The sequence below is a fragment of the Nostoc sp. PCC 9305 genome (assembly GCF_963920915.1).
In the GTDB taxonomy this organism is placed as follows: domain Bacteria; phylum Cyanobacteriota; class Cyanobacteriia; order Cyanobacteriales; family Nostocaceae; genus Nostoc.
On sequence record NZ_CAWUDN010000034.1, the window covers coordinates 1 to 20,658 of the forward strand.

General features: G+C 39.6%; 16 protein-coding genes. 9 read left to right on the top strand and 7 right to left on the bottom strand.

The genetic code is table 11. From position 1 onward, the window contains the following. Window positions 1–243: 243 nt before the first annotated feature. Together ACM0OX_RS14740 and ACM0OX_RS14745 are read right to left on the bottom strand one after the other, a co-directional pair. Entirely contained in the window at window positions 244–594 is a 351-nt protein-coding gene (locus tag ACM0OX_RS14740; protein WP_335187482.1) for a 2Fe-2S iron-sulfur cluster-binding protein, read from the bottom strand. Window positions 595–607: 13 nt separating this feature from the next. Continuing rightward, a complete protein-coding gene (locus ACM0OX_RS14745) occupies window positions 608–2,767 on the bottom strand; it encodes a Tex family protein (protein WP_414515700.1) in 2,160 nt (719 codons plus the stop codon). Between the two features lie 532 nt (window positions 2,768–3,299). On the opposite strand from ACM0OX_RS14745, the gene ACM0OX_RS14750 reads away from it, so the two are divergent. From ACM0OX_RS14750 to ACM0OX_RS14780, 7 genes are all read left to right on the top strand, one after another. After that, the gene (locus ACM0OX_RS14750) at window positions 3,300–3,518 is read left to right on the top strand and encodes a hypothetical protein (RefSeq protein WP_335199131.1); all 219 of its coding nucleotides are present in this window, start codon (window positions 3,300–3,302) and stop codon (window positions 3,516–3,518) included. A gap of 1,590 nt (window positions 3,519–5,108) precedes the next feature. After that, on the top strand, window positions 5,109–5,498 hold the full coding sequence (locus tag ACM0OX_RS14755; RefSeq protein ID WP_414515701.1) for an EamA family transporter: 390 nt from the start codon (window positions 5,109–5,111) through the stop codon (window positions 5,496–5,498). Window positions 5,499–5,514: 16 nt separating this feature from the next. Beyond that, window positions 5,515–5,871 carry an EamA family transporter gene (locus tag ACM0OX_RS14760; RefSeq protein ID WP_334928602.1) on the top strand — a complete coding sequence of 119 codons (357 nt, stop codon included), beginning with the start codon at window positions 5,515–5,517 and terminating at the stop codon, window positions 5,869–5,871. A gap of 81 nt (window positions 5,872–5,952) precedes the next feature. After that, on the top strand, window positions 5,953–7,257 hold the full coding sequence (locus ACM0OX_RS14765; protein ID WP_414515703.1) for an NAD(P)/FAD-dependent oxidoreductase: 1,305 nt from the start codon (window positions 5,953–5,955) through the stop codon (window positions 7,255–7,257). Window positions 7,258–7,302: 45 nt separating this feature from the next. Further along, window positions 7,303–8,127 (top strand): glycosyltransferase family 2 protein, encoded by an 825-nt coding sequence (locus ACM0OX_RS14770; RefSeq protein WP_414515704.1) that lies wholly within the window; start codon window positions 7,303–7,305, stop codon window positions 8,125–8,127. Window positions 8,128–8,438: 311 nt separating this feature from the next. Next, window positions 8,439–9,911: a TldD/PmbA family protein gene (locus ACM0OX_RS14775; protein ID WP_335007652.1), complete on the top strand. Its 1,473-nt coding sequence runs from the start codon at window positions 8,439–8,441 to the stop codon at window positions 9,909–9,911. A 132-nt stretch (window positions 9,912–10,043) separates the two neighbouring features. Then, window positions 10,044–11,384: a TldD/PmbA family protein gene (locus ACM0OX_RS14780; protein WP_414515706.1), complete on the top strand. Its 1,341-nt coding sequence runs from the start codon at window positions 10,044–10,046 to the stop codon at window positions 11,382–11,384. A 65-nt stretch (window positions 11,385–11,449) separates the two neighbouring features. Here ACM0OX_RS14780 and ACM0OX_RS14785 read toward each other — a convergent pair whose 3' ends face one another. The 5 genes from ACM0OX_RS14785 to ACM0OX_RS14805 form a co-directional block, all read right to left on the bottom strand. Then, window positions 11,450–11,890, bottom strand: a complete 441-nt coding sequence (locus ACM0OX_RS14785) for a pentapeptide repeat-containing protein (RefSeq protein ID WP_414515707.1) — start codon at window positions 11,888–11,890, stop codon at window positions 11,450–11,452. A 171-nt stretch (window positions 11,891–12,061) separates the two neighbouring features. After that, window positions 12,062–13,075: an aspartate carbamoyltransferase catalytic subunit gene (locus ACM0OX_RS14790; RefSeq protein ID WP_414515709.1), complete on the bottom strand. Its 1,014-nt coding sequence runs from the start codon at window positions 13,073–13,075 to the stop codon at window positions 12,062–12,064. Between the two features lie 218 nt (window positions 13,076–13,293). After that, window positions 13,294–14,646 carry a magnesium transporter gene (gene mgtE, locus ACM0OX_RS14795; protein ID WP_414515710.1) on the bottom strand — a complete coding sequence of 451 codons (1,353 nt, stop codon included), beginning with the start codon at window positions 14,644–14,646 and terminating at the stop codon, window positions 13,294–13,296. A 556-nt stretch (window positions 14,647–15,202) separates the two neighbouring features. Beyond that, a complete protein-coding gene (locus ACM0OX_RS14800) occupies window positions 15,203–16,324 on the bottom strand; it encodes a glycosyltransferase (protein ID WP_414515712.1) in 1,122 nt (373 codons plus the stop codon). A gap of 1,109 nt (window positions 16,325–17,433) precedes the next feature. Then, entirely contained in the window at window positions 17,434–17,574 is a 141-nt protein-coding gene (locus ACM0OX_RS14805) for a hypothetical protein (protein WP_414515713.1), read from the bottom strand. A 421-nt stretch (window positions 17,575–17,995) separates the two neighbouring features. Between ACM0OX_RS14805 and ACM0OX_RS14810 the strand changes: the two genes are divergently transcribed. Both ACM0OX_RS14810 and ACM0OX_RS14815 read left to right on the top strand, forming a co-directional pair. Continuing rightward, window positions 17,996–19,402 carry a DNA methyltransferase gene (locus ACM0OX_RS14810; RefSeq protein WP_414515715.1) on the top strand — a complete coding sequence of 469 codons (1,407 nt, stop codon included), beginning with the start codon at window positions 17,996–17,998 and terminating at the stop codon, window positions 19,400–19,402. Window positions 19,403–19,511: 109 nt separating this feature from the next. Next, window positions 19,512–20,657, top strand: a complete 1,146-nt coding sequence (locus tag ACM0OX_RS14815; protein WP_414515717.1) for a hypothetical protein — start codon at window positions 19,512–19,514, stop codon at window positions 20,655–20,657. Window position 20,658: the final 1 nt, after the last annotated feature.

Sequence of the window (20,658 nt, forward strand, 5' to 3'; positions counted from 1 at the left end):
CCGCTCTGGTTAAATTTTCGTTACATACTTATAAATTTTCCCGCCGACTTACTTAGGTCTTACTTAAAAAAGTACTCCGAGGTCGGTTGGGGAGCCACTGTGTTGTGCGGGCTCCCCGACTTGTTCGCGCAGCGTCTCCGACAGGAGAAGCACGTGGCATTTGAGGAACGAAATCCAACATTTTCACAATTTTGTCGGGTTTCACTACCTTTAACCCAACCTACAAATCTTCTTAACCAATTACTATTGCGATCGCTCAGATTTTTCAGACTCAGGCTTATAGTAAAGGGCTGATTTATATAAGACTTGTTCTTGATGGGTTTCTAAAGTGCAATCAGACAAAGGATAAGTTACACAAGTAACAACATAACCAGCCTGTATTTCACTTGGACGCAGAAATTTTTGCTCGCTTTGATCGATTTCACCACTAATAAGTTTAGCAATACACGCAGAACATTCACCTTGTTTACACCCAGATGGTAGGCGGATACCAGCTTCTTCCGCCATATCAAGAATATATTGATCGTCTGGTACTGGAATGGTGCGATCTAATCCAAGTGTAGGATTGATAAATCGAACTTGATAAACTGCCATCTGCTGTTTCTAATTATTGTTTAACTGCTTTCATCGACAAACTAATTCGTTTGAGTTTCTCGTTGATTTCTAACACCTGGACTTTGACTACTTGTCCAACTTTGACAATTTTGTTGGGATCGTCTACAAATCTATCAGCAAGTTGGGATATATGCACCAAGCCATCTTGATGTACGCCGATATCGACAAAAGCACCGAAGTTGGCGACGTTCGTCACAATTCCCTCTAGTTGCATTCCCACATTTAAGTCCCTGATTTCCTTAATTCCTTCTCTGAAGGTGGCATACTTAAACTCAGCACGAGGATCTCTACCTGGTTTTTCCAGTTCGCTAAGAATGTCGCGCAGTGTGGGTTCGCCGACGCTATCGGTAACGTATTTCTTCAGATTGGTCTTTTTGAGTTTTTCGGCAATTTGTGTCACCTGATTTAATGGCACATTTAGATCGGATGCGATCGCTTCTACTACAGAATAACTCTCTGGATGCACTGCTGTATTATCCAAAGGGTTATCACCGCCGCGAATCCGCAGAAAACCCGCTGCTTGTTCAAAAGCTTTTGGCCCCAACTTCGGAACTTTTAACAGTTGTCGGCGATTTTTAAAGGCTCCATGCTGGTTGCGATGAGCAACAATATTATTGGCTACTGTTGCTGTAATCCCAGATACGGATGTCAGAAGTTCTTTGGAGGCGGTGTTTAAGTCTACGCCGACGTAGTTGACGCAGCTTTCTACAGTGTCATCCAATTTCTTTTTCAACAACTTCTGATCGACATCGTGCTGATATTGTCCCACACCAATAGATTTGGGATCGATTTTCACTAGTTCCGCCAAAGGGTCTTGCAAACGGCGGCCGATACTAATTGCGCCGCGCACGGTAATATCTAAATCGGGAAACTCTTCTAACGCCACTTTACTTGCAGAATATATAGATGCGCCAGACTCATTCACCATCACCTTAACTGGTTTGCGTTCTATATTTTGCAATACTTGCGTGACAAATTCCTCTGTCTCGCGGGACGCTGTACCGTTACCGATGGCGATTAACTCAATTTTGTACTTTTCAATCAGATTTTTGACAGTTTGTGCAGCTTTGAGTCGCTGTTCAGCCGCTTGGTGGGGAAATACTGCTTGATATTCCAAAAATTGTCCAGTTTGGTCGAGGACAGCAACCTTACACCCAGTTCTAAAACCAGGGTCTATCGCCAGGGTTGGTTTCATCCCCGCTGGTGCAGACAGCAGCAACTCCCGCAGATTAGTTTCAAATGTCTTGATTGATTCTATGTCTGCGTAAACTTTTTTCTCAGAAATAACCTCTCCCATTAGAGAGACTTTCATCAAACGATTGAATGCATCCTTTAACATTGATTGATAAAAATCCCGAATTGTCCGTACTTTGGTTTTAATTTCTTTCGACTCAAGATAGTAAAGTACCGCATCCTCATCAAAAGCAATTTCAAAGCTTAATATTTTTTCGGTTTCACCCCGGCACAACGCCAGCATATTGTGTGGTGCAATGTTTTTTACCTTAATTTGATAGTTACGGTACATCTCAAATTTGGTTGTACCTTCAGGATAATCATCTTTGATGCGGGAGACAAATACCCCTTCTTCTAAAAGATAATCGCGGATATACGCGCGTAACTCAGCTTTTTCAGCGACTTCTTCCGCCAAAATATCAGCAGCACCTTTGAGCGCTTCTTCTGCTGTTTTTACTCCCTGCGTTTCCGAAATATACTTAGCCGCTGCTTCTTCCAAGGATGCAATTACAGCATTTTTGACATTTAACGACTTGATGAAGTCTGCTAGTGGTTCGAGTCCTTTTTCTCTGGCGATAGTGGCGCGGGTGCGGCGCTTTGGGCGATAGGGTAGATATAAATCCTCAAGTTCGGTTTTTTGTAAGCAGGATGAGATTTTAGCTTTGAGTTCATCTGTGAGTTTACCTTGTTGGGCGATCGCACTTAAAATCGCCGATTTTCGTTCTTCCAGTTCTGTTAAATAAGTATATCGATCGGCCAGTTCGCGTAGTTGCACTTCATTCATTTCATCGGTGCGCTCTTTCCGGTAACGTGCAATAAAGGGAATTGTTGCACCCTCCGCCAAAAGTTCCAGCGCGTTTTGCACCTGATGGGATTTGAGGTTTATTTCAGTTGCCAGTATTTGAGGAATGTTCAGCATTAGGTGTCTAAAATGAAAATGCTACTTCTAAAGGTAATATGCTAGATCCTTATCCTGGCGCAAGGCCAAAGTTTTAAGCTAATTTACCAGATGATTGCTCGCAAGAGTGCAATTGGCGAAATAGACAAAACCCACCTACGCAAGTTTTATAACCTTTTCAATCCGCGTAGATGAATCAGAGCTTGTCTAGCACAGGGCAGCTTGGCTGATTGAGGAGAACGACAAAGCATCACCCACAGGAATTGTCTGTTTCTAAATACTACGCAATTTTGCGTAGCGTCTCATACCAACTTTTAAAACTTGCTACGCACATCATTGAACACAAAAAAATAGTTGTCAAGCTTTTTGGCGCTTCATCTATCGCAATAATTATTCCAATTGGCATAAAATACAACGTTGCGTAATCTTGATTTTCTATAATATTTATTTCGCTCGACTGTTGTAGCCAAAACCTTATTGGATGTAAGATTAACCACACTTCCAAAAAATTTGTTCTAAAAACACTACAACCTTTAGTTCAGAGGTTATTAAAATGCCTTTGTTTTTCTTGATACCACTATGTACTGCTTTAGCTACAGGCTACTTGTTCAAAAAGAGTACTGATGAAATAGCATATCTTGCAGGTGTATTCGCAGCTATTAGCTTTATCTTAAGTTTAGTATTAGCACCTTGGCAGATTCAGTTTGGATTATTAATCATTGTCTTCGTCATTACCAACAGACTTTTGCAGGACAATGAGTCCAAACAATAGAAAAACCTCTACCCAGCCAAGTAAAATTGGCGGATTAATAGCTCTGTATGAGATATGTGAATTCAGATAGAAATTTTTGTGGATAGATAGAAAACAATTCAAACTCTCGATTGTCATCTAAAATTCTGGCTGTAATTTTGTGTAATTTTGTGTGATACTATCAGTGCCAGTACTGTTGTTCGAGCTTCAATTTTCCTTTGGTCAACTCTTAGCTTTGCATTTATCGAGTCTAATACTCACTTTTTACTTAATACAAGTTTAATACTCAGAAAATACTTCATAAATGTACAAATTTTCAAGACAAAAATTCATAATGAAGGAGGAATTTTATTTTATGAAGTTTTTGTTTAAGTGTATTTGTCAGTAGATAAATTTTTGATAAAGTATAACGATAAATTTGCAACACACCTTTCTCGTGGTATTCTAGTAAGTAATTGTATGTAGCAATAAATTGGGAGAAAAAAGCCTATTTAAAATTACGAGGATAAATCAAGCAAACCTAATACTAAATGGTGTAAAAATATCTCAAATTGAATGCAACCAACGTCAACTTAAAGTTAATTAAGCGATGCTAGTTTGCATTAGTTGTTTTGTTAAAAAGGCTCCATTTGGACATTCAGCAAAATTCCCCATAAACCTGTAAAGCGTATTACTGTAGATTGATTTATCTCCTCTCTATGATTTACGCCGCCAGCCAGACTTGTATTACTTATTGCGTTACTATACCCAAAAAGAGTACGTATACATACTCAATTTGAGTAAAAACCTTTACTTTTATAAATCGGCTTAATTGCCAGCCGAGATTACAGATATGTCTGTGAGTCGGGAGAAATTTTATGATATGTTCAGCACATTAATCAACTTTCCTGGAGCAAGCAAATAGAGAATATTTATCAATCCAGCTAGGTTTTATAGCTTGAGAAGATCGATAGTATCTTTAAAAGATTTCGACAGCAGGATACAACTGATGAAAGTTAATAAATGGGTTAATCAAAAATTCTAGCAATCCATTTTGGTTTAGGTGCATCTGTTAAATATGTGTGTGGAATCAGAGTTCAGCATCAGCGATGTCTACAACTGTCTACACCTATGCACAGTGCAAACTTTGTGTATGTAGAGAGAATTGGTGACAAAGTTATCAACCTTCTTTATATCTGCATCTACTATTAGATTATCGCGATCGCGCTAAAAACACTGTTAGATCAAAACTGGGTAGCACAGAAAATATCTGTAATTCATAGTTGGGCAAACTCTAAATTGATTGTGCAAATTGTCAAGCAATAAACTGGTTTGCTTGAGAGTATAACCCAGTAAAGAAATTAAGCATTTACTCCGAATCATCTCGAACGCTGCCATGATAGAGCAACTATCCTGAAATATTACATAGTATTGAATTTTTAACTCTAGGGCATGAGCTTCAACGATCATTTTGATATCAGTCACTTAAGCATAGCCTTCCTAATTTTGTTGTCTATTTACTGAAGTAGAGAGCGAATTTTAGAGAAGGTGTTGCCGAGATATGAAACGTTCAAAACAACTGGCTTTTTACTGCTTGGTTCATACCTACTATCTTGATTAAGGCAGAGTACTATGAAATCTATGTCGCAAAGTTCAAACTTTAAAATAATCCCTTATATTATTTTGTTTGTAAGTATTTTACTTAGTATTTGTGGACAATTGCTGATGAAAAATGCCATGCTTTATACAAATGAGGGAGTATTTACTTGGGATTTTATTCAAAAATTATCATTAGCTATTATTGTCTACTGTTTAGGAATAGTAAATTGGATATTGGCTCTGCGATCTGTAAAATTGAGTATTGCTTATCCACTGACAAGTTTAAATTATGTCGGGATACTTTTCGGTTCATACTACTTTTTTAATGAGGTGATTACATTAAATCGAATAGTAGGAGTTATCACTATTTTCTTAGGGGTTATTTTAGTAGTTAACCCCATAAAAAAGCTCAAATTTAGATAATATTGAAAAATCGAAAATGAGTATTTTTACTTGGCTAAATTTAATACTTGTTGTTTTGTTTGGAACAACAGCTCAACTTTCACTCAAGTATGGATTTTACATCTCTAACTCTAATAAAGGAGAAAGCGGATCTCTCAAAAATCTCTTATTATCTCGTTATTTTTTGATTTGGTTTATCTGCTATACATTTATGACTATATTGTGGCTTTATGTATTGCGGACAATTCCTTTAAGTCAAGCGTTTCCAGTTTTAGGATTAATGTATGCATTCGTACCAATTGCTTCTCACTATCTTTTAAAAGAAGAAGTTGTTTTTAGCCAGTGGTTAGGAATTTCCGTTATTATAACTGGCGTTATTCTAGTTGGGCATTAATCTTTTATCATCAGATTATTAATATTAACAGTTTCCGAACATCATCCTCTAAAACATTTTAACAAAAACTAAATTTAATTTATGAATATAGGTATCGTTGGCGGAGGTATCACTGGGCTAGTATTAGCTCAACGTCTTTCACATCAGGGGTATAAAGTCACTGTCTTTGATAGTAATAAGCAGCTTGGTGGACTTACTACCTATCATGATTACGGATTATTTACCTGGGATCGCTTTTATCACGTTATCCTACCTTCTGATACTAACTTAATAAATTTTCTCAGAGATATTGGTCTTGGGGATAAACTACGTTGGCATCGAAGTTTAACAGGTTTTTATGACAATAAAAAGTTTTATTCTATTAGTAACAGTATAGAATTCCTACGTTTTCCTCTATTTGGACTTATAGGGAAAATCAGATTAGCTTTTACTCTTCTATATGGTTCACGCCTGAATAACTGGCGGCGCTTAGAGAAGATTTTAGTTGAAGATTGGCTCTTGAAACTCGGTGGTAAAAACACATACGAAAAGCTTTGGAAACCTTTACTTTTATCCAAACTAGGAGAAAACTATAAGCGAATATCAGCAGTTTTTATCTGGGCTTATATCAAACGACTATTTTCAGCGCGCGATTCTTCATTAAATAAAGAACAACTTGGTTATGTCTCCGGCGGTTATAAAACTGTTTTTGACCATATAGAAAAATTAATTTACGCGGCTGGAGGTCATATCCACAAAGGTGTTGCGGTTGAATATATCGCACCTCATCCAGGGGGCGGAATGTGGGTAGAATCTCAGGGTAAAAAAGAGCATTTTGATAAAGTCATCTTTACTGGGCCAGTTAATATCTTGCAACAGGTTGCTGCAAAGGGACTGGTGAAGGTTTCAGACACTACTGAAACAGTAGAATACCTGGGTGTAATCTGCATGGTACTGATTACTCGTAAGCCTCTAGTTCCTTATTACGTAGTAAATATTGCCGATAAAAATATTCCTTTTACCGGAGTTATCGGTATGAGTAACTTAGTTTCTTTAGAAGAGACGGCAGGATATCACATTACATTCCTACCAAAATATATCCTTTCCACTGACCCGTTGTTAAAACAACCAGATGAGGAATTACGTCCAATATTTTTCCAAGGTATACGTTTAATGTTCCCCGAACTTAAAGCTGATGACATTGTAGCAGCACATATTAATCGAGCCATTAAAGTACAGCCATTACAAGTTTTAAATTATTCCAGCCTTGTTCCAAAAGTGAGTACTGAAAACGATGATTTTTTCGTCGTCAATACCTCACAGTTGGTCAATGATAGCGTCAATAACAACGCAGTAGTTCGACAAGTCGATGAATTTCTCAAAAAATCAGCATTACTAAATTCTTGAAATTTGAGTAATCACACTTTATTTTAAAAATCACACGAGGTCTTTATGAGTCTTTTTGTTCTTTTACCTGCATATAACGAGCAAGAATCAATTCGACCCTTGTTCAAAAAGTTTCAAACATTGCAGCAAATCTTTAATATAGAGATAGAACTGATTCTTGTCGATGATGGCAGTAGCGATAAAACTGCTCAGACTGCAATAGATGAATCTCAATCACTAGGTATATTACTAAAATTAGTCCAGCATCCCAAAAATGCTGGTTTAGGTCAAGCAATTAAAACAGGTTTTACGACTTTCTTGGAAATTTCCAAAGAAGGTGATTTTTTAGCGGCGATGGATTGTGATAATACTCAACCACCAGAGCTATTAATAAAGATGTATGACACTATGATAGCTGGTAGCTATGATATTGCGATCGCGTCTAGATATCGCAAAGGTTCTAAAGTCATAGGCTTATCAAAATTTAGAGAGCTGATGAGTTACGGAGCCAGCTGGCTTTTCAGAATTGCCGCCCGTGTACCAGGCGTAAAAGACTACACTTGTGGTTACAGATTGTATAACCGTACTTTCCTCAGTAAACTGGATATGTATTATGGGGACAATCTATTCACTGAAAGTGGATTTGCTTGCATGATAGATTTACTGCTAAAAGCCAAAGCCCTCAAACCAAAAATTGTAGAAATTCCAATGGTTTTGAGATACGATCAAAAGCCAACTGCTAGCAAAATGAAAATTCTTAAAACTATTACTCGAACGCTAAAGCTTTTGTTTAAGAATCTAGTATCAACAGAGCAGACTTCCAATTTAGGTCAGACTTTCAAAGAGCAAGAAACACTCAGAATTCCACTGAAAATGGCAAATCGTAAATAAACCTGAGAAGAAAAGTATGAATTCTTTCGTTGAGAAGAGTGCCAGATAAGTACATAAAGATAAATGTATTATATTTTACACTCAAACCAAAAGCGGAGCTTTCCTTGCTCCGCTTTTGTATTCTGACTTCTGAATTCTTCGTCAAATAGCTCCAAATTTCAAGTCTGTGGACGGATTTGCCAAGGCGTTGTAAAAGGGGAGGGAAATCCACACATTTTTCTAGCAACTGTGGCTTTTGCTCATTTGTTAGACTGAACACACCAGGATTTTTCAGTCAAATCTCTGAACTACGCCAGCAGACGAGGCTACTCATGCTTACAAGTACGCTACTTCTCTCGAATCAACTTCCCACTCTCCAATATTCCTCCACACCAGAGCGTTTCGATGAAACCTGGGAAGCCCCTCTGGCTACCCTTCTGGGGCTTGGACGCGCCGCTGGTGCTGACTTCATCGAATTATTTTTAGAGCGTCGCAACTATATTAGTTCTCTTGCAGAAGATGACGCTATCACGAGTATTTCACCCAGTCTGTCTACAGGCGCGGGAGTCAGAGTATTTCGTGGTAAAGCTGACTGTTACGTTAGCACCAATGACCTTTCGTTTTCCGGTTTGAAAGCAGCCTTAGAAAAAGGTCTTTCTATCTTGGGATTGCAACTACCCACTGCTAAGGCTTTCATCCCAGAAATCAACCTAGAATTACTGAGAGATTACGCCACCAAAAGAGGTAAAGATGCATGGCTACCTGTGTGTAGCTCCATCCGAGAAATGGGAGAAATTCTCCTGGATGGTACTGCCCACCTGAAGCAAAAAGCTAGCCACATCCAATCGCGCCGTGCTACCTATTTCCGGGATTGGCAAGAAGTTTTAATCGCCGCTAGTGATGGGACTTTTGCCCGTGATATTCGCCTCACGCAGTCAGTAGGATTTAACCTGTTGTGTGCTGATGGTGCTAATCGTACCTCAATTGGCGATCGCGCGGGTAATACTAGCGATGCCAACTTCTTGAGAACTTGGGATTCTCAACAAGCCGCCGAGAAAATAGCAGAATCGGCTGGAAAAATGCTCTACGCAGATTACGTGGAATCGGGTACTTATCCCATCATTATGGCCAATCACTTTGGCGGCGTAATCTTCCACGAAGCTTGCGGACACTTACTAGAAACCACTCAAATAGAACGCAATACCACTCCCTTTGCTGACAAAAAAGGCGAAAAAATTGCCCACGAAAGTTTGACAGCCTGGGATGAAGGGCGCTCTGAAAATGCCTTCGGGACAATTGACATGGATGACGAAGGTATGCCAGCTCAAAGAACCCTCTTAATTGAAAAAGGCGTTCTGAAAAACTTCTTAGCAGATAGAACAGGTTCCTCACGCACTGGACATCCCAGAACTGGAAGTGGACGCCGCCAAAATTATACTTATGCCGCTGCTAGCCGGATGCGTAATACTTATATTGATTCTGGCGAATATAGCAATGATGAATTATTTGCCTCTGTTGATAAAGGTATTTACTGTAAAAAAATGGGTGGTGGTAGCGTTGGTGCTACAGGCCAATTTAACTTTAGTGTTGATGAAGCTTATTTAATTGAAAATGGCAAAATCACCAAACCGCTAAAGGGAGCAATTCTCATTGGTGAAGCCAAGGAAATTATGAATAAAATTTCCATGTGTTCCCAAGATTTGGAAATTGCACCGGGTTTTTGTGGTTCCGTCAGTGGCAGTATTTACACCACGGTAGGACAACCCCACATCAAGGTTGATTCTATTACCGTCGGGGGAAGATAACTTTATCAACTTCCAGGTTCTACCTGGAAACGCCTTCCTGGTGGCTATTTTATCTAGGAGGCAGAAGCCTTCTATTATTACACTCCCAGGCTGAAGTAGGGAGCAAGAAAATCCAAAATCTAAAAATTGACTATGCCGAATATAAATGAAATTGCAAATTCTGCCAAGGATAATGCTGATAAGCTTGGCATTAAGAAATTCGACATTTATGGCTCAACAGTAGATGACACTAACGTGCAAGTAGACCAAGGTGAGCCGAAACAAGTTAAAGCTTCAAATCGCTCTGGTGTTACTGTTCGTGTCTGGAATGAAGAGAATACGATGGGTGTCACCAGCACCACAGATGTAGACCCCAAGGGACTGGAATTAGCTTTGAAAACTGCTTATGAAGCCAGTTTTTTTGGTGTTAAAGAAAATGTCCCTGATTTTAGTCCAGAGGCGACTGTTCCGATTCCAAGTAAACCTCAGAATAAAGTACCTCAAGCACCTGTTGCTGAACTCATAGAAAAATTGTTGGTAGCTGAAAAAGAATTACTAGCAGCTCATCCAGCAATTAAAGGTGTGCCTTATAACGGTTTGTCTCAAAGAGATATTGACAGATTTTATCTCAATAGCGAGGGTGCGGTGAGAACTGAATCTCACTCCTTAGCATCAGTTTATCTTTACAGCAAAACTGAGGAAGAAGGGAAAAAACCTCGCAGTGCAGGCGCTTATAGAATCAACCAAAATTTAGATAATCTAGATATTAATGGTTGCATCAAAGAAACCGCCGATAAAACTATCAGTCACTTGAATTATGAAAAAATCAAAACTGGTAAATATCGAGTTGTTTTTTCAGCAGAAGCTTTCTTAAGTCTGTTGGGTGCTTTTTCTAACTTGTTCAATGCCCAAAGTATTTTAGACAATCAAAGTCTATCTACTCCTGATGATTTAGGTAAGCAAATTGCTTCTCCTCTGCTTTCAGTTGTTGATGATGCACTGCACCCAGCTAACGTTGGTGCAGAAAGTTTTGATGGCGAAGGAACTCCCACTCGTCAGATTTCACTGATTGAAAATGGCGTTTTAACAGGATTTCTCCATAGTGCTGGCACTGCTAAAAGGTTAAATGCCCAGCCAACGGGTAATGCTAGTATTGGTGCAAAAGTCAGCGTCAGTCCCAATTTTTATCACGTGTTTTCAACAGCAACTCCTGAGCAAGAGTTGAACTTAGAAACTGCTGAAAATGTGATTTTTATCGATGATTTACAAGCTCTCCATGCTGGAGTTAAATCCTTGCAAGGTTCCTTTTCTTTGCCGTTTGATGGTTGGCTAGTTAATAAGGGAGTGAGGACGAGTATTGAGTCAGCAACTGTTGCTGGCGATTTCTTGGAACTCTTGAAGTCAATAATTTATGTAGAAAAAGAGCCAGAGTTAACGCCAGGGGGAGTTTGCCCGAAAATCTGGGTTAATGAACTATCGATTACCGGCGAATAAAACTTAAGAAGTGATGAGTTAAAAGTTGAACTCTTAACTCATCACTTGGAAATCATGACTCATCATTAGTATTCACCACCAATGCTAATGGCAGTATTAAATACATCAGCACCGCTTAAATCAATATTAGCTAAAACAGCGCCATCTACGTCACTGTTATATAAACGGGAATTACTCAAATTCACGTTGGTAAGATTGGCATTATTTAACATCGTATCGCTAACAAATGCTTGTGTAAGATTAGCAGACTTTAAATTAGCTCCAGTTAAATCTGCACCTTCTAAGTTAGCACCTTCGAGATTAGCTCCTTTTAAATTTGCATTTCTCAAGTCAACACCGATTAGATGAGCGCCTTTGAGGTTAGCTCCTGCTAGATTGCATCCCGAACATTCTCTAGTTTCCAACAAGCGGCGGACAGGGGCGGAATTTTCTGCTTTGACGGGAATGGGAGCAGCTAAAGATAGCGTGCTGAGTAAGGCTGCTGCCGTCAAAAAAACTCGTTTCATAATTTACCTCGGACACTTCTAGAAGTCATTAAATCCCGATCTTCTACGATACCAGTGTGCCAAGATTAGAGAATTCTGTCCTCATGCGATCGGAAGAATAATAAATTCGATGAGATTAGATATTCTTCCGTAACGTAGTCCTATGGGAGTAAATTTCAAACTGAGATTTTATTAAGCTTTACCGCTGCCTAATAAATACAACAGCGCCATCCGAACAGCAACACCGCTGGTAACTTGTGATTGAATGAGACTAAATTCTGGGTCATCCATCAATTCAGAACTAATTTCAACACCACGGTTGACTGGGCCTGGATGCAAAACTTTGACGTTAGATTTACAAAGTTCCAGTTTTGTGCGTGTAATGCCAAACAGTTGATGATATTCTCGCAAACTTGGCAGCAAATGAGCCGTCATCCGTTCTTTTTGCAGACGTAAAGTCATGACAAAATCGGCATTTTGTAAAGCTGGTTCTAGCTGCCAGTGTAGAAAAAGTTGGGGATTGGGGGAATAATTTCTGCCTTCTACTTCCTCCGAGATAAACTCGGCAAAGAATTTAGGTAAGAGGGTTGGTGGTGCTGCCAGATGGACTTCGGCACCACTGGCAATTAAACTCCAAATATTCGATCGCGCCACGCGAGAATGGAGAATATCCCCAACAATGGCAATTTTTTTCCCCTTTAAAAGTTCCAGTCGCGGATGATCTGGGTCAATTAGAGTAGTTATGGTAAATAAATCTAGCAGTGCTTGGGAAGGATGTTCATGTTGACCATCACCAGCATTCAGGACGCTAACTCGTACACCTAGACGATCCATTTCAGATGCGATCGCATTCGGTACTCCTGCCTCTCGATGGCGGACTACCATAATATCAGTTCCCATCGCCAAATAGGTTTTCGCCGTGTCGAGAATTGTTTCTCCTTTAGTCATAGAAGATGTGGCGGCGGCGAAATTTAGCGTATCCGCACTTAAACGTTTCGCCGCGAGTTCAAAACTGCTGCGGGTGCGAGTAGACGATTCAAAAAATAAATTCGCCACCACCTGTCCCTGCAAGGTTGGCACTTTCTTTGTCCGCCGTGATAGCACCTCTTGAAAAGAGGCAGCAGTTTGCAAAACTGTATCGTATTCAGCGGTAGTAAAGTCAGCTAAAGAAAGAACGTGATGACGATTCCAGGTAGTAGTAGGCATAGAATTTGGGGAGCAGGGGAGCAGGGGAGCGGGGGAGCAGGAGAGCAGGGGAGCAGGGGAGCAGGGGAGCAGGGGAGCAGGGGAGCAGCACTTCTCTACGAGAGGCTGCGCCAACGGCTATGCTCTGTAACCGAGGAGAAGTAGCAGTTCTTTCCCCTCTGCTCCTCTGCCCCTCCGCTCCTCTGACTCTTCTGCCCAATGCCCAATGCCCAATCCCTTCACGCTGGTAAATGAAAAACGTTTAAAGCTAGAGAAATTAGGCTGAGGAATGTTAAAAACCCAATTGTATCTAGCATTGTAGTCACTAATGGGCCACTAACCAAGGCGGGGTCAAGCTTCAGTCGTTTCAAAGCCATTGGCAGTAAAGTGCCGAGTGTAACAGCCACAATTGTATTAGTTGCCATGACCATGCCGGCAATTAAAGCCACCCATCGCTCTTGGGGCCGCGCCCAAATTAAGGAAAGCAGGATCATCGTTGTGGCTAAAGCCAGAGCTGTACCTAAACCAGCTAGAAGTTCCTTGCGAAGAATTTTTAAGGTATCTTTGGGTGTTACTTCTCCCACTCCCAAGCCGCGAATTGTTACCGTTAATGATTGAATACCGACAGTACCACCAGTGTTAGAAAAAATCGGCATAATTACTGCTAGAACTGGCACTGCGGCAATTACAGATTGAAAAGGCGCGATCGCACTGGCTGCACCAATATACATGGCCATGATGCCCAACAGCCAAGGCAAGCGGTTGCGGATGGTGAGTAAGGGAGAGGATAAAGCTGCTTCATCACCGCTGACACCCGCCAGTTTTTGGATATCTTCTGTGGCTTCCTCTTCCAAAATATCCATGACATCATCAATGGTGACAATGCCCACCAATCGGTCTTCTCGATCGACAACGGGGATAGCGATTAAGTCGTAGCGCTGCATAATTCGCGCCACTTCTTCTTGAGGAGTTTCAGTTTTAACTTTGATGACGCGATCGCTAGCAATATCCTTGATGAAAACATCGGGAAAGGTAAACAGCAATTGCCGTAGTGAAACTACTCTCACCAGCGTCCGGTTGTCATCTGTAACGTAGGCGTAGTAAATCGACTCTTTGTCTTCATCCTGACGGCGGATTTTGCTCAGGGCTTCGCCTACAGTCAATCCTTGTCGCAACCGGACATATTCGGTTGTCATCACCCGCCCAGCAGTGCCTTCTGGATAACCGAGAATCGTTGCTGTTGCTTGTCTTTGTTCTGGACTGAGTTCCTGCAACAGCCGTTTAATTACTCCAGCAGGTAGTTCATCAAACAATTCTGCCCGTTCGTCGGGACTCATCTCTTCTACAAGTTGCACTACCTGGACATCGTGTAGGGAATTAATTAGTTCTTCCTGCACCTCTGTCGGCAGATATTCAAATACATCAATTGCCTGAGCTTTGTTGAGTAAACGGAATGCGATCGCCCGTTGTTGTTCAGGCAATTGTGTAATGTAGTCTCCCACATCCACAGGTTGCAAGCGATTTAAATCCCATTTCAACTGGTTTAAATCGGTAGTATCAGTTAGCAAATCACGAATATCTTCTGTGAGCATGATATATATCTCCTAAGTCTCCCCCGCGCTGGGAGACTTCCTCACCACAGCTCAGAGGAGGTTGATACTGCCATCTTGTGGACTATGGTCCATAAAATTTCAACAATTCAATATCGATAGCTAAATCAAAGCATTGCTAGTCATCATCCTAACCCGGAATAGCGCTGTCCGGTAGATACTGAGGAAATTTTATATCTTTAGTAGCTTTATATAAATTTTTAGCTTGCTACCTTGATTTTTGGGGGAATTATTCTGCGATCGCAGGAAGTTTTGCTACTAATATAATCTAATACGGTTCAGTTAAGGCTAAAACTCTTTGTCAAAGTCAATTTTTTAACGAACCACAGAGGCGCAGAGGGCACTGAGAGAAGAAAGAAATGCTTAACTGAACTGTATTGTAATATAATCTATGAGAACTGGCGATCGCGAATAAATAACCATACGGATGGCTAAAAAAAGGAGACTTGTCTCCAAACAAGGCATTAGAAAACTTCTGCTCATTAACAAATGCTTGAGGTTCAGTAATCTAAATTGAGATACTCTTACTTGAGTGTCGTTAACTAATTACTAAATCATAAATAGCTTCTAGCTTGGCAGTTTGCTTGCGAATATCAAAATTTTCGCAAATAAACTCTCGCCCTTTTTTACCCATACTTTTAGCTAAAGCCCGATCGGACAAGAGAATATCTAATTTTTCCGCGAGAGCTCGATCGTCTTTTTCATCAACTAAAAAGCCAGTTTCTCCATCTAAAATCGCATCAGGGATAGCGCTATGCCAAGTAGAAGCTATTGGTAAACCAGAAGCGGCGGCTTCCAATATTGAAAGCGGTAAACCTTCGCTATCACCGTTCTTTGCTGTTTGACTGGGTAGAGAAAATATTTCTGCATTTCTCATGGTTTTTTGAATCACTTCATAAGGTTTTGCACCCATAAAATTGACTCTATTACTAATACCAAGCTCATCTGCTAGAGTTTTGAATTTTTCAGTCATTGTGCCATTTCCAATTTGAATTACTGACACATCTGGATGCCTACTAGAAATCCTGGCAAAGGCTTTTAATAGGGTATCAATTCCTTTTTTTTCAGTATGTCTGCCTACACATAAAATATATCTTTCACCTTTTGATTCACTCGCTGGGGCAAATTTTTCTAAATCTATACCACTATTTAGTTTAATAATTTTATCTTCAGGATAACCATATTCAATCATCTTTTTATACAAAAAACTAGAAAAAGCAATAAATTTAGATGCTTTTTGTTTTAATTCTTCTTCATGCAAAAGAAATTGATAAAATGCTGGATTACCTGACAGCCACATAGAGCGACGTGAAACTGTGATATCAAAACCGTAAAATGTGACGATGAAAGGAATATTTAATTTTTCTGCCAATCGCATTGCGTAAATACCATCTGGCCCAAAATGTCCGTGAATTAATTTTAGATTTTTTAGTTCAGCCTCTTTTCCAAACATATTTGGTGAAGCAGAAATTATATGAAATAATTGCTTAATTTTCCATTGATCATTATCACTAATAGCAATATTGTCAAAAGGAATTTCTTCTAATAGCTTACAAGTAAGAAATAACGGTTTGTATGTTTGTAAATTATGGGCTTGCTCTCCGATAAAAGTTTCTGAGACTCTCGGATAAGCTCGACGATACATCCCAACTGTTTTCATTGTGTTACTCCTATTTAAGATTAATATTTATCTTGACAAAAAAGGAACAAGATATTGGGTAAAAAACTTTTAAGTTCTTTATATATTTATGCCCTTGGTTCTATCTGCTGCTATTTTGGATAAAACCGTAATTATCTGATTCATTCAGAACAGCAATAACAATTGTTAGTTTTTTCAAGCTAATATTAGTCTATATCAGGGTTTCAATTATTTATGTTAGTAAGTGAAATAATAATTTTTTCTGAAACTATTATTTAGTAAATATCTTAGGGTGTAATAAAGCAAACTAGGATATTTATTATGTAAACAAGCTGATTAATTTTTTATGACTTAAGCATTGACAGAGAAGCCAAGCCAAAATAACAACTATGCTTTTCAAGGCTTCTAGGTAGAGTTTTGCGATACCTGCGGTTTTTGCTAACCTACCCAACTAATAAAATATGGTTTGTAAAAGGCTGAACGGATGTCTAGATGTAAATGCACAAGATGATTTATTTGTAAAGTGCATAAGCCCTATTTTTTATCAAATTTGATTGGGTTGAGGATAGCCTCCCTTTCTTGACTGCAATTATTTGCTGAATATCCAACACAAACACATCAATCTTAAAACATATCTACATTAAAATTATATTTATATTTTTGCAAAAAAAATGTTTTAGTTTATACCAGCATAAGCATAACCTCGGAGTAGTGATTTAGTTTAGACTAGCATAAGCTCATCCTTCGGAGTTAGGCACTCTTGATTTTTTGACATTATCCCACCACTGATATTATCTTCGGCTAATTAGTTATAATTCCCGAATCTATGCACAAAGCCCAAAAAGTCTTCACCTCGGCGGTCTTAATGATAAGTCTTCAATCAGACACGATATTATTCCACCCATGCAGAGATCGATATTTCTAGGAAGATTAACGTTTCCGTATGCCCTACGGTACGGAATCCCATCTCCATGTCCCATTCCCCATAGCCCAAGTGCAAGAAACCCACTCCTTTAAGGGGTTGAATTCTGCAAGTAGTTCTAAACTAAACCATGAAAACATCTACCAAATTGCTAACTCGCCTGGACTATTCCTCCATCTATACAAGTAGTATCTGGTATCAAGCAACTTCATGCATAGTCACCTGGACGACGGAGAATTAGAAATGGGTTGGCAGGTTTCACTTCATAGTCATGGTAATGTGTTTGAGCTTTAGCGATCGCAACTGAAGCAATCCACTCAGGATGGTTAGATTGCCACAGAGGATGCATGGCAATCTAATCAGCCCCTTGGTAAAGAAAACCATCCAGCAGACCTATTTAGTGAATGGTATGGCTTGGCTAAAAAATTTTGAATTGTAATCAGCAGTCGGAAGGAAGACGATGACTTTATCTGGGTTAAAGAGAATACTGATCAGTGGTTCTCATTTGAGCAGTTTTCGTCCAAGTGGACTCTTGAGTACTTGTGTTTAAAGATGGTGAAGTAATTAAAGTCTGGGATCAACTGTAAAAACTAAACTTTACAACCACTGTTGAGCAAAAAGCAGTACCTGAGTCAATAATAAAATTTTAGCAGTACTAGTGTACTATAGTAAAATTAGCCAGTATAATTTTGCAAAGGCGGTAAGGATACCGCTCCCTGCCTCTGGTAAAGGCAAGTAACCACAATTCAGTAGTCCTTGGGTTCTGAATCATGCCTAGAAAACAATCTAATATTAAATGCCATCACCGGCAAGTAGAAGAACTAACTTACCATCCCTATATTTTTTTGTTTCCACCTCTTAGCCCACAAGAATTTCAAAATTTGAGGGCAGACATTGCTATCAATGGGCAGGGTATAGCAATTACAGTTCTAAAAGGGACTAACCAGATTATTGATGGTCGGCATCGCTATGAGATTTGTAAAGAATTAGGTATTAAGCAGAAAATTGACCATGTTGACTTAACTGAATTCCAAATTTTGTGGAAAGTTATTTCACTCAACGTTAAACGACGGCATTTGAGTGAAAGCCAAAGGGCGGCTATTGCTGCTGATATTGCAAATTTACAGCATGGTGGGGATAGAAGATCAGAAAATTTCAAGCCGCAAATTCGCGGCTTGATAAGTACAAGGGAAGCGGCAGAACAGTTGAGCGTCAGTACTAGAAACATAGAAGCAGCAAAGTCTATCAAGAATTCATTTCCTGAAGTTTGGGAGCATATCCGCAATGGTGAGGTAACAGTTGCAGATGCTTATCAGATGAGAGCAGAGCCAGAAAAAATTAAACGAGAAGTAATTAGACGCTTTAGTTTAGATAAGTCAACGGGCAAAAGAATCAAAAAATTAGTTAAATACCGTAAGGATGTCAAGCAGGAGATAGCCAAGCAGACAATTAAGCAGGCAGTTAGTCAGGTTTTAGCTATGGAAATATCAGAGTCGCCATCTGTATTGTTTGGTGATGTGTGGCAACTCGGAAATCACACTTTAACTTGTTGTGACTCTGCCACATGGAATGCACCACCAGCTAGGCTAGCAATCGCTGACCCTCCATACAATGCAGGGATGGCAGATTGGGATATAGGCTTTGAATGGAATCACGATTGGCTGATTGAGAAAGCAGATTTGGTAATTGTCACACCAGGCGACGAATCTTGTTCCCACTTTCTTAGAAAAACTACTATGCCCTACAAATGCATGATTGCTCACTGGATACAAAACGGTATGAGTAAAAGTCCGATGGGGTATGGCAATCATATTATTGCAGCAGTATTTTGCAAGGAATTTAGTCCTTACAAAATTACTGGAATTCGTAATCAAAACTATTCTCAAAGCATTATCCAGCCTGTAGATGGCGACGAAAATGACCATCCTGGAAGAAAACCAATTGATTTTGTATTAACCTGGATTGAACGATTAACTGCTAAAAATGATGTTATTATCGACCCATTTTTGGGTAGTGGAACTACTCTGATGGCTGCGGAGCAATTAAGTAGGACTTGTCATGGTGCAGAACTTAATCCTGAATACTGTGCAGCTATTTTAGGACGGTGGATGAGCGCTAATAGAGAAATTCCCAAAAAGCTCAATAATTTAGTTGACACGGCTAAAAAACAGCTGTAGTCTGGCTGAAACAATCAAATAGTATTTTGGACTCAACTAAGAGTTTCAGCCTATCGCAGGAGTGAAATTTAATAGTTGAGTCAAATTCACTTTTTAATTTTTCAGCGAAATGGATAGCAATCATTCAGTTCCTGTTACTTCCTTATTCTTCGAGGAAGTACAACTTGACTTGGACAATAATTTTCATCCTTGTATGGAAAAATTGCACCAAGAGATTTCTGATAATGTTGAACAAATCAGAGAAGAAATAATTGCGAGGGAATGGGTAAAAATCTTTGATGGTACAATACTTGATGTGCCAGTTTTAGGTGCAGATGCTAGCACTGTTTCTCGTGATTATGGAGAAATTTCGACCGCTTTAGCAGTTGGCGTAGTTAGTTCTACTTGTGAAGAAATTAAACCAAAATATTTTTTCCAGTCGGTATATGGTACATCTAGCGAAACATTCAACAAGGTTGCTTCGTACCTTCGTGTTGCTCAAGAATTAGCCGCTTTGCGTTACACCTGCGAGTCAGGTCAATGGGTGATGTACGATGGAAGTTTTACCTCTCTAAATTGGGATTTGTGCAAATTTGCTGCTGCCATGCCCAAAGATGACACAACAGTGGAAGACCCTGATTTTCTTGAATGGGAGTTAGTTCAGGATATCTACGAAAGGTGTCTTCTTAATAGAGATTCTGATTGGTTTAGTATTTTTGGCGGCAGGGGTGGTACGGGAGCCGAAAAACTAATTTCTATAAGTAAAAAAGGGATTAGCAAATTTTATTCCAAGCAACTCAAAGCGCTATCTGGTATCATAACAACAGCTTTTATCCCATCTGATAAATTAATTTTGGGGTTGGCGCTTAAAGCAGGAGAATATACAAAACCTGTTACTTACGAACAAGTTTTTGAGTCTTCCCACGGTTCAAAAGTCCAAGGTTATGGCAAGCCTCATACTGCTGATAAATCCTTGGAAACCCAGCATCAGCAAGTGGAATTGACATTCAAGAATATGCAAATTGTCAATTTCCGCCCTTGGCCTTGGTCGAGTGTAATGACAATTCATTATAACGAGCAGGTTTGCGAATTAGATGAAGTGTTGGGTGTAGTTCAAGCGCAAACCAAGACCCGCAGCATTATGGAGCCAATGCCCCTATATTTAGCTGATTTACTTTCCAAGCAGGCGACATCTGTGATTAGTCTATATGGCGAAGTCAATGTTGGTCGTTACCCTAAGTTATTTAGTTCTTTTCGTACCTCTGCACGTCGATAAA

Excerpts from the sequence above, each read along its gene's own strand:
- ACM0OX_RS14740 (WP_335187482.1), bottom strand. The coding sequence starts at position 594 with ATGGCAGTTTATCAAGTTCGATTTATCAATCCTACACTTGGATTAGAT.
- ACM0OX_RS14745 (WP_414515700.1), bottom strand. The coding sequence starts at position 2,767 with ATGCTGAACATTCCTCAAATACTGGCAACTGAAATAAACCTCAAATCC.
- ACM0OX_RS14750 (WP_335199131.1), top strand. The coding sequence starts at position 3,300 with ATGCCTTTGTTTTTCTTGATACCACTATGTACTGCTTTAGCTACAGGC.
- ACM0OX_RS14755 (WP_414515701.1), top strand. The coding sequence starts at position 5,109 with ATGAAATCTATGTCGCAAAGTTCAAACTTTAAAATAATCCCTTATATT.
- ACM0OX_RS14760 (WP_334928602.1), top strand. The coding sequence starts at position 5,515 with ATGAGTATTTTTACTTGGCTAAATTTAATACTTGTTGTTTTGTTTGGA.
- ACM0OX_RS14765 (WP_414515703.1), top strand. The coding sequence starts at position 5,953 with ATGAATATAGGTATCGTTGGCGGAGGTATCACTGGGCTAGTATTAGCT.
- ACM0OX_RS14770 (WP_414515704.1), top strand. The coding sequence starts at position 7,303 with ATGAGTCTTTTTGTTCTTTTACCTGCATATAACGAGCAAGAATCAATT.
- ACM0OX_RS14775 (WP_335007652.1), top strand. The coding sequence starts at position 8,439 with ATGCTTACAAGTACGCTACTTCTCTCGAATCAACTTCCCACTCTCCAA.
- ACM0OX_RS14780 (WP_414515706.1), top strand. The coding sequence starts at position 10,044 with ATGCCGAATATAAATGAAATTGCAAATTCTGCCAAGGATAATGCTGAT.
- ACM0OX_RS14785 (WP_414515707.1), bottom strand. The coding sequence starts at position 11,890 with ATGAAACGAGTTTTTTTGACGGCAGCAGCCTTACTCAGCACGCTATCT.
- ACM0OX_RS14790 (WP_414515709.1), bottom strand. The coding sequence starts at position 13,075 with ATGCCTACTACTACCTGGAATCGTCATCACGTTCTTTCTTTAGCTGAC.
- mgtE (WP_414515710.1), bottom strand. The coding sequence starts at position 14,646 with ATGCTCACAGAAGATATTCGTGATTTGCTAACTGATACTACCGATTTA.
- ACM0OX_RS14800 (WP_414515712.1), bottom strand. The coding sequence starts at position 16,324 with ATGAAAACAGTTGGGATGTATCGTCGAGCTTATCCGAGAGTCTCAGAA.
- ACM0OX_RS14805 (WP_414515713.1), bottom strand. The coding sequence starts at position 17,574 with ATGCATCCTCTGTGGCAATCTAACCATCCTGAGTGGATTGCTTCAGTT.
- ACM0OX_RS14810 (WP_414515715.1), top strand. The coding sequence starts at position 17,996 with ATGCCTAGAAAACAATCTAATATTAAATGCCATCACCGGCAAGTAGAA.
- ACM0OX_RS14815 (WP_414515717.1), top strand. The coding sequence starts at position 19,512 with ATGGATAGCAATCATTCAGTTCCTGTTACTTCCTTATTCTTCGAGGAA.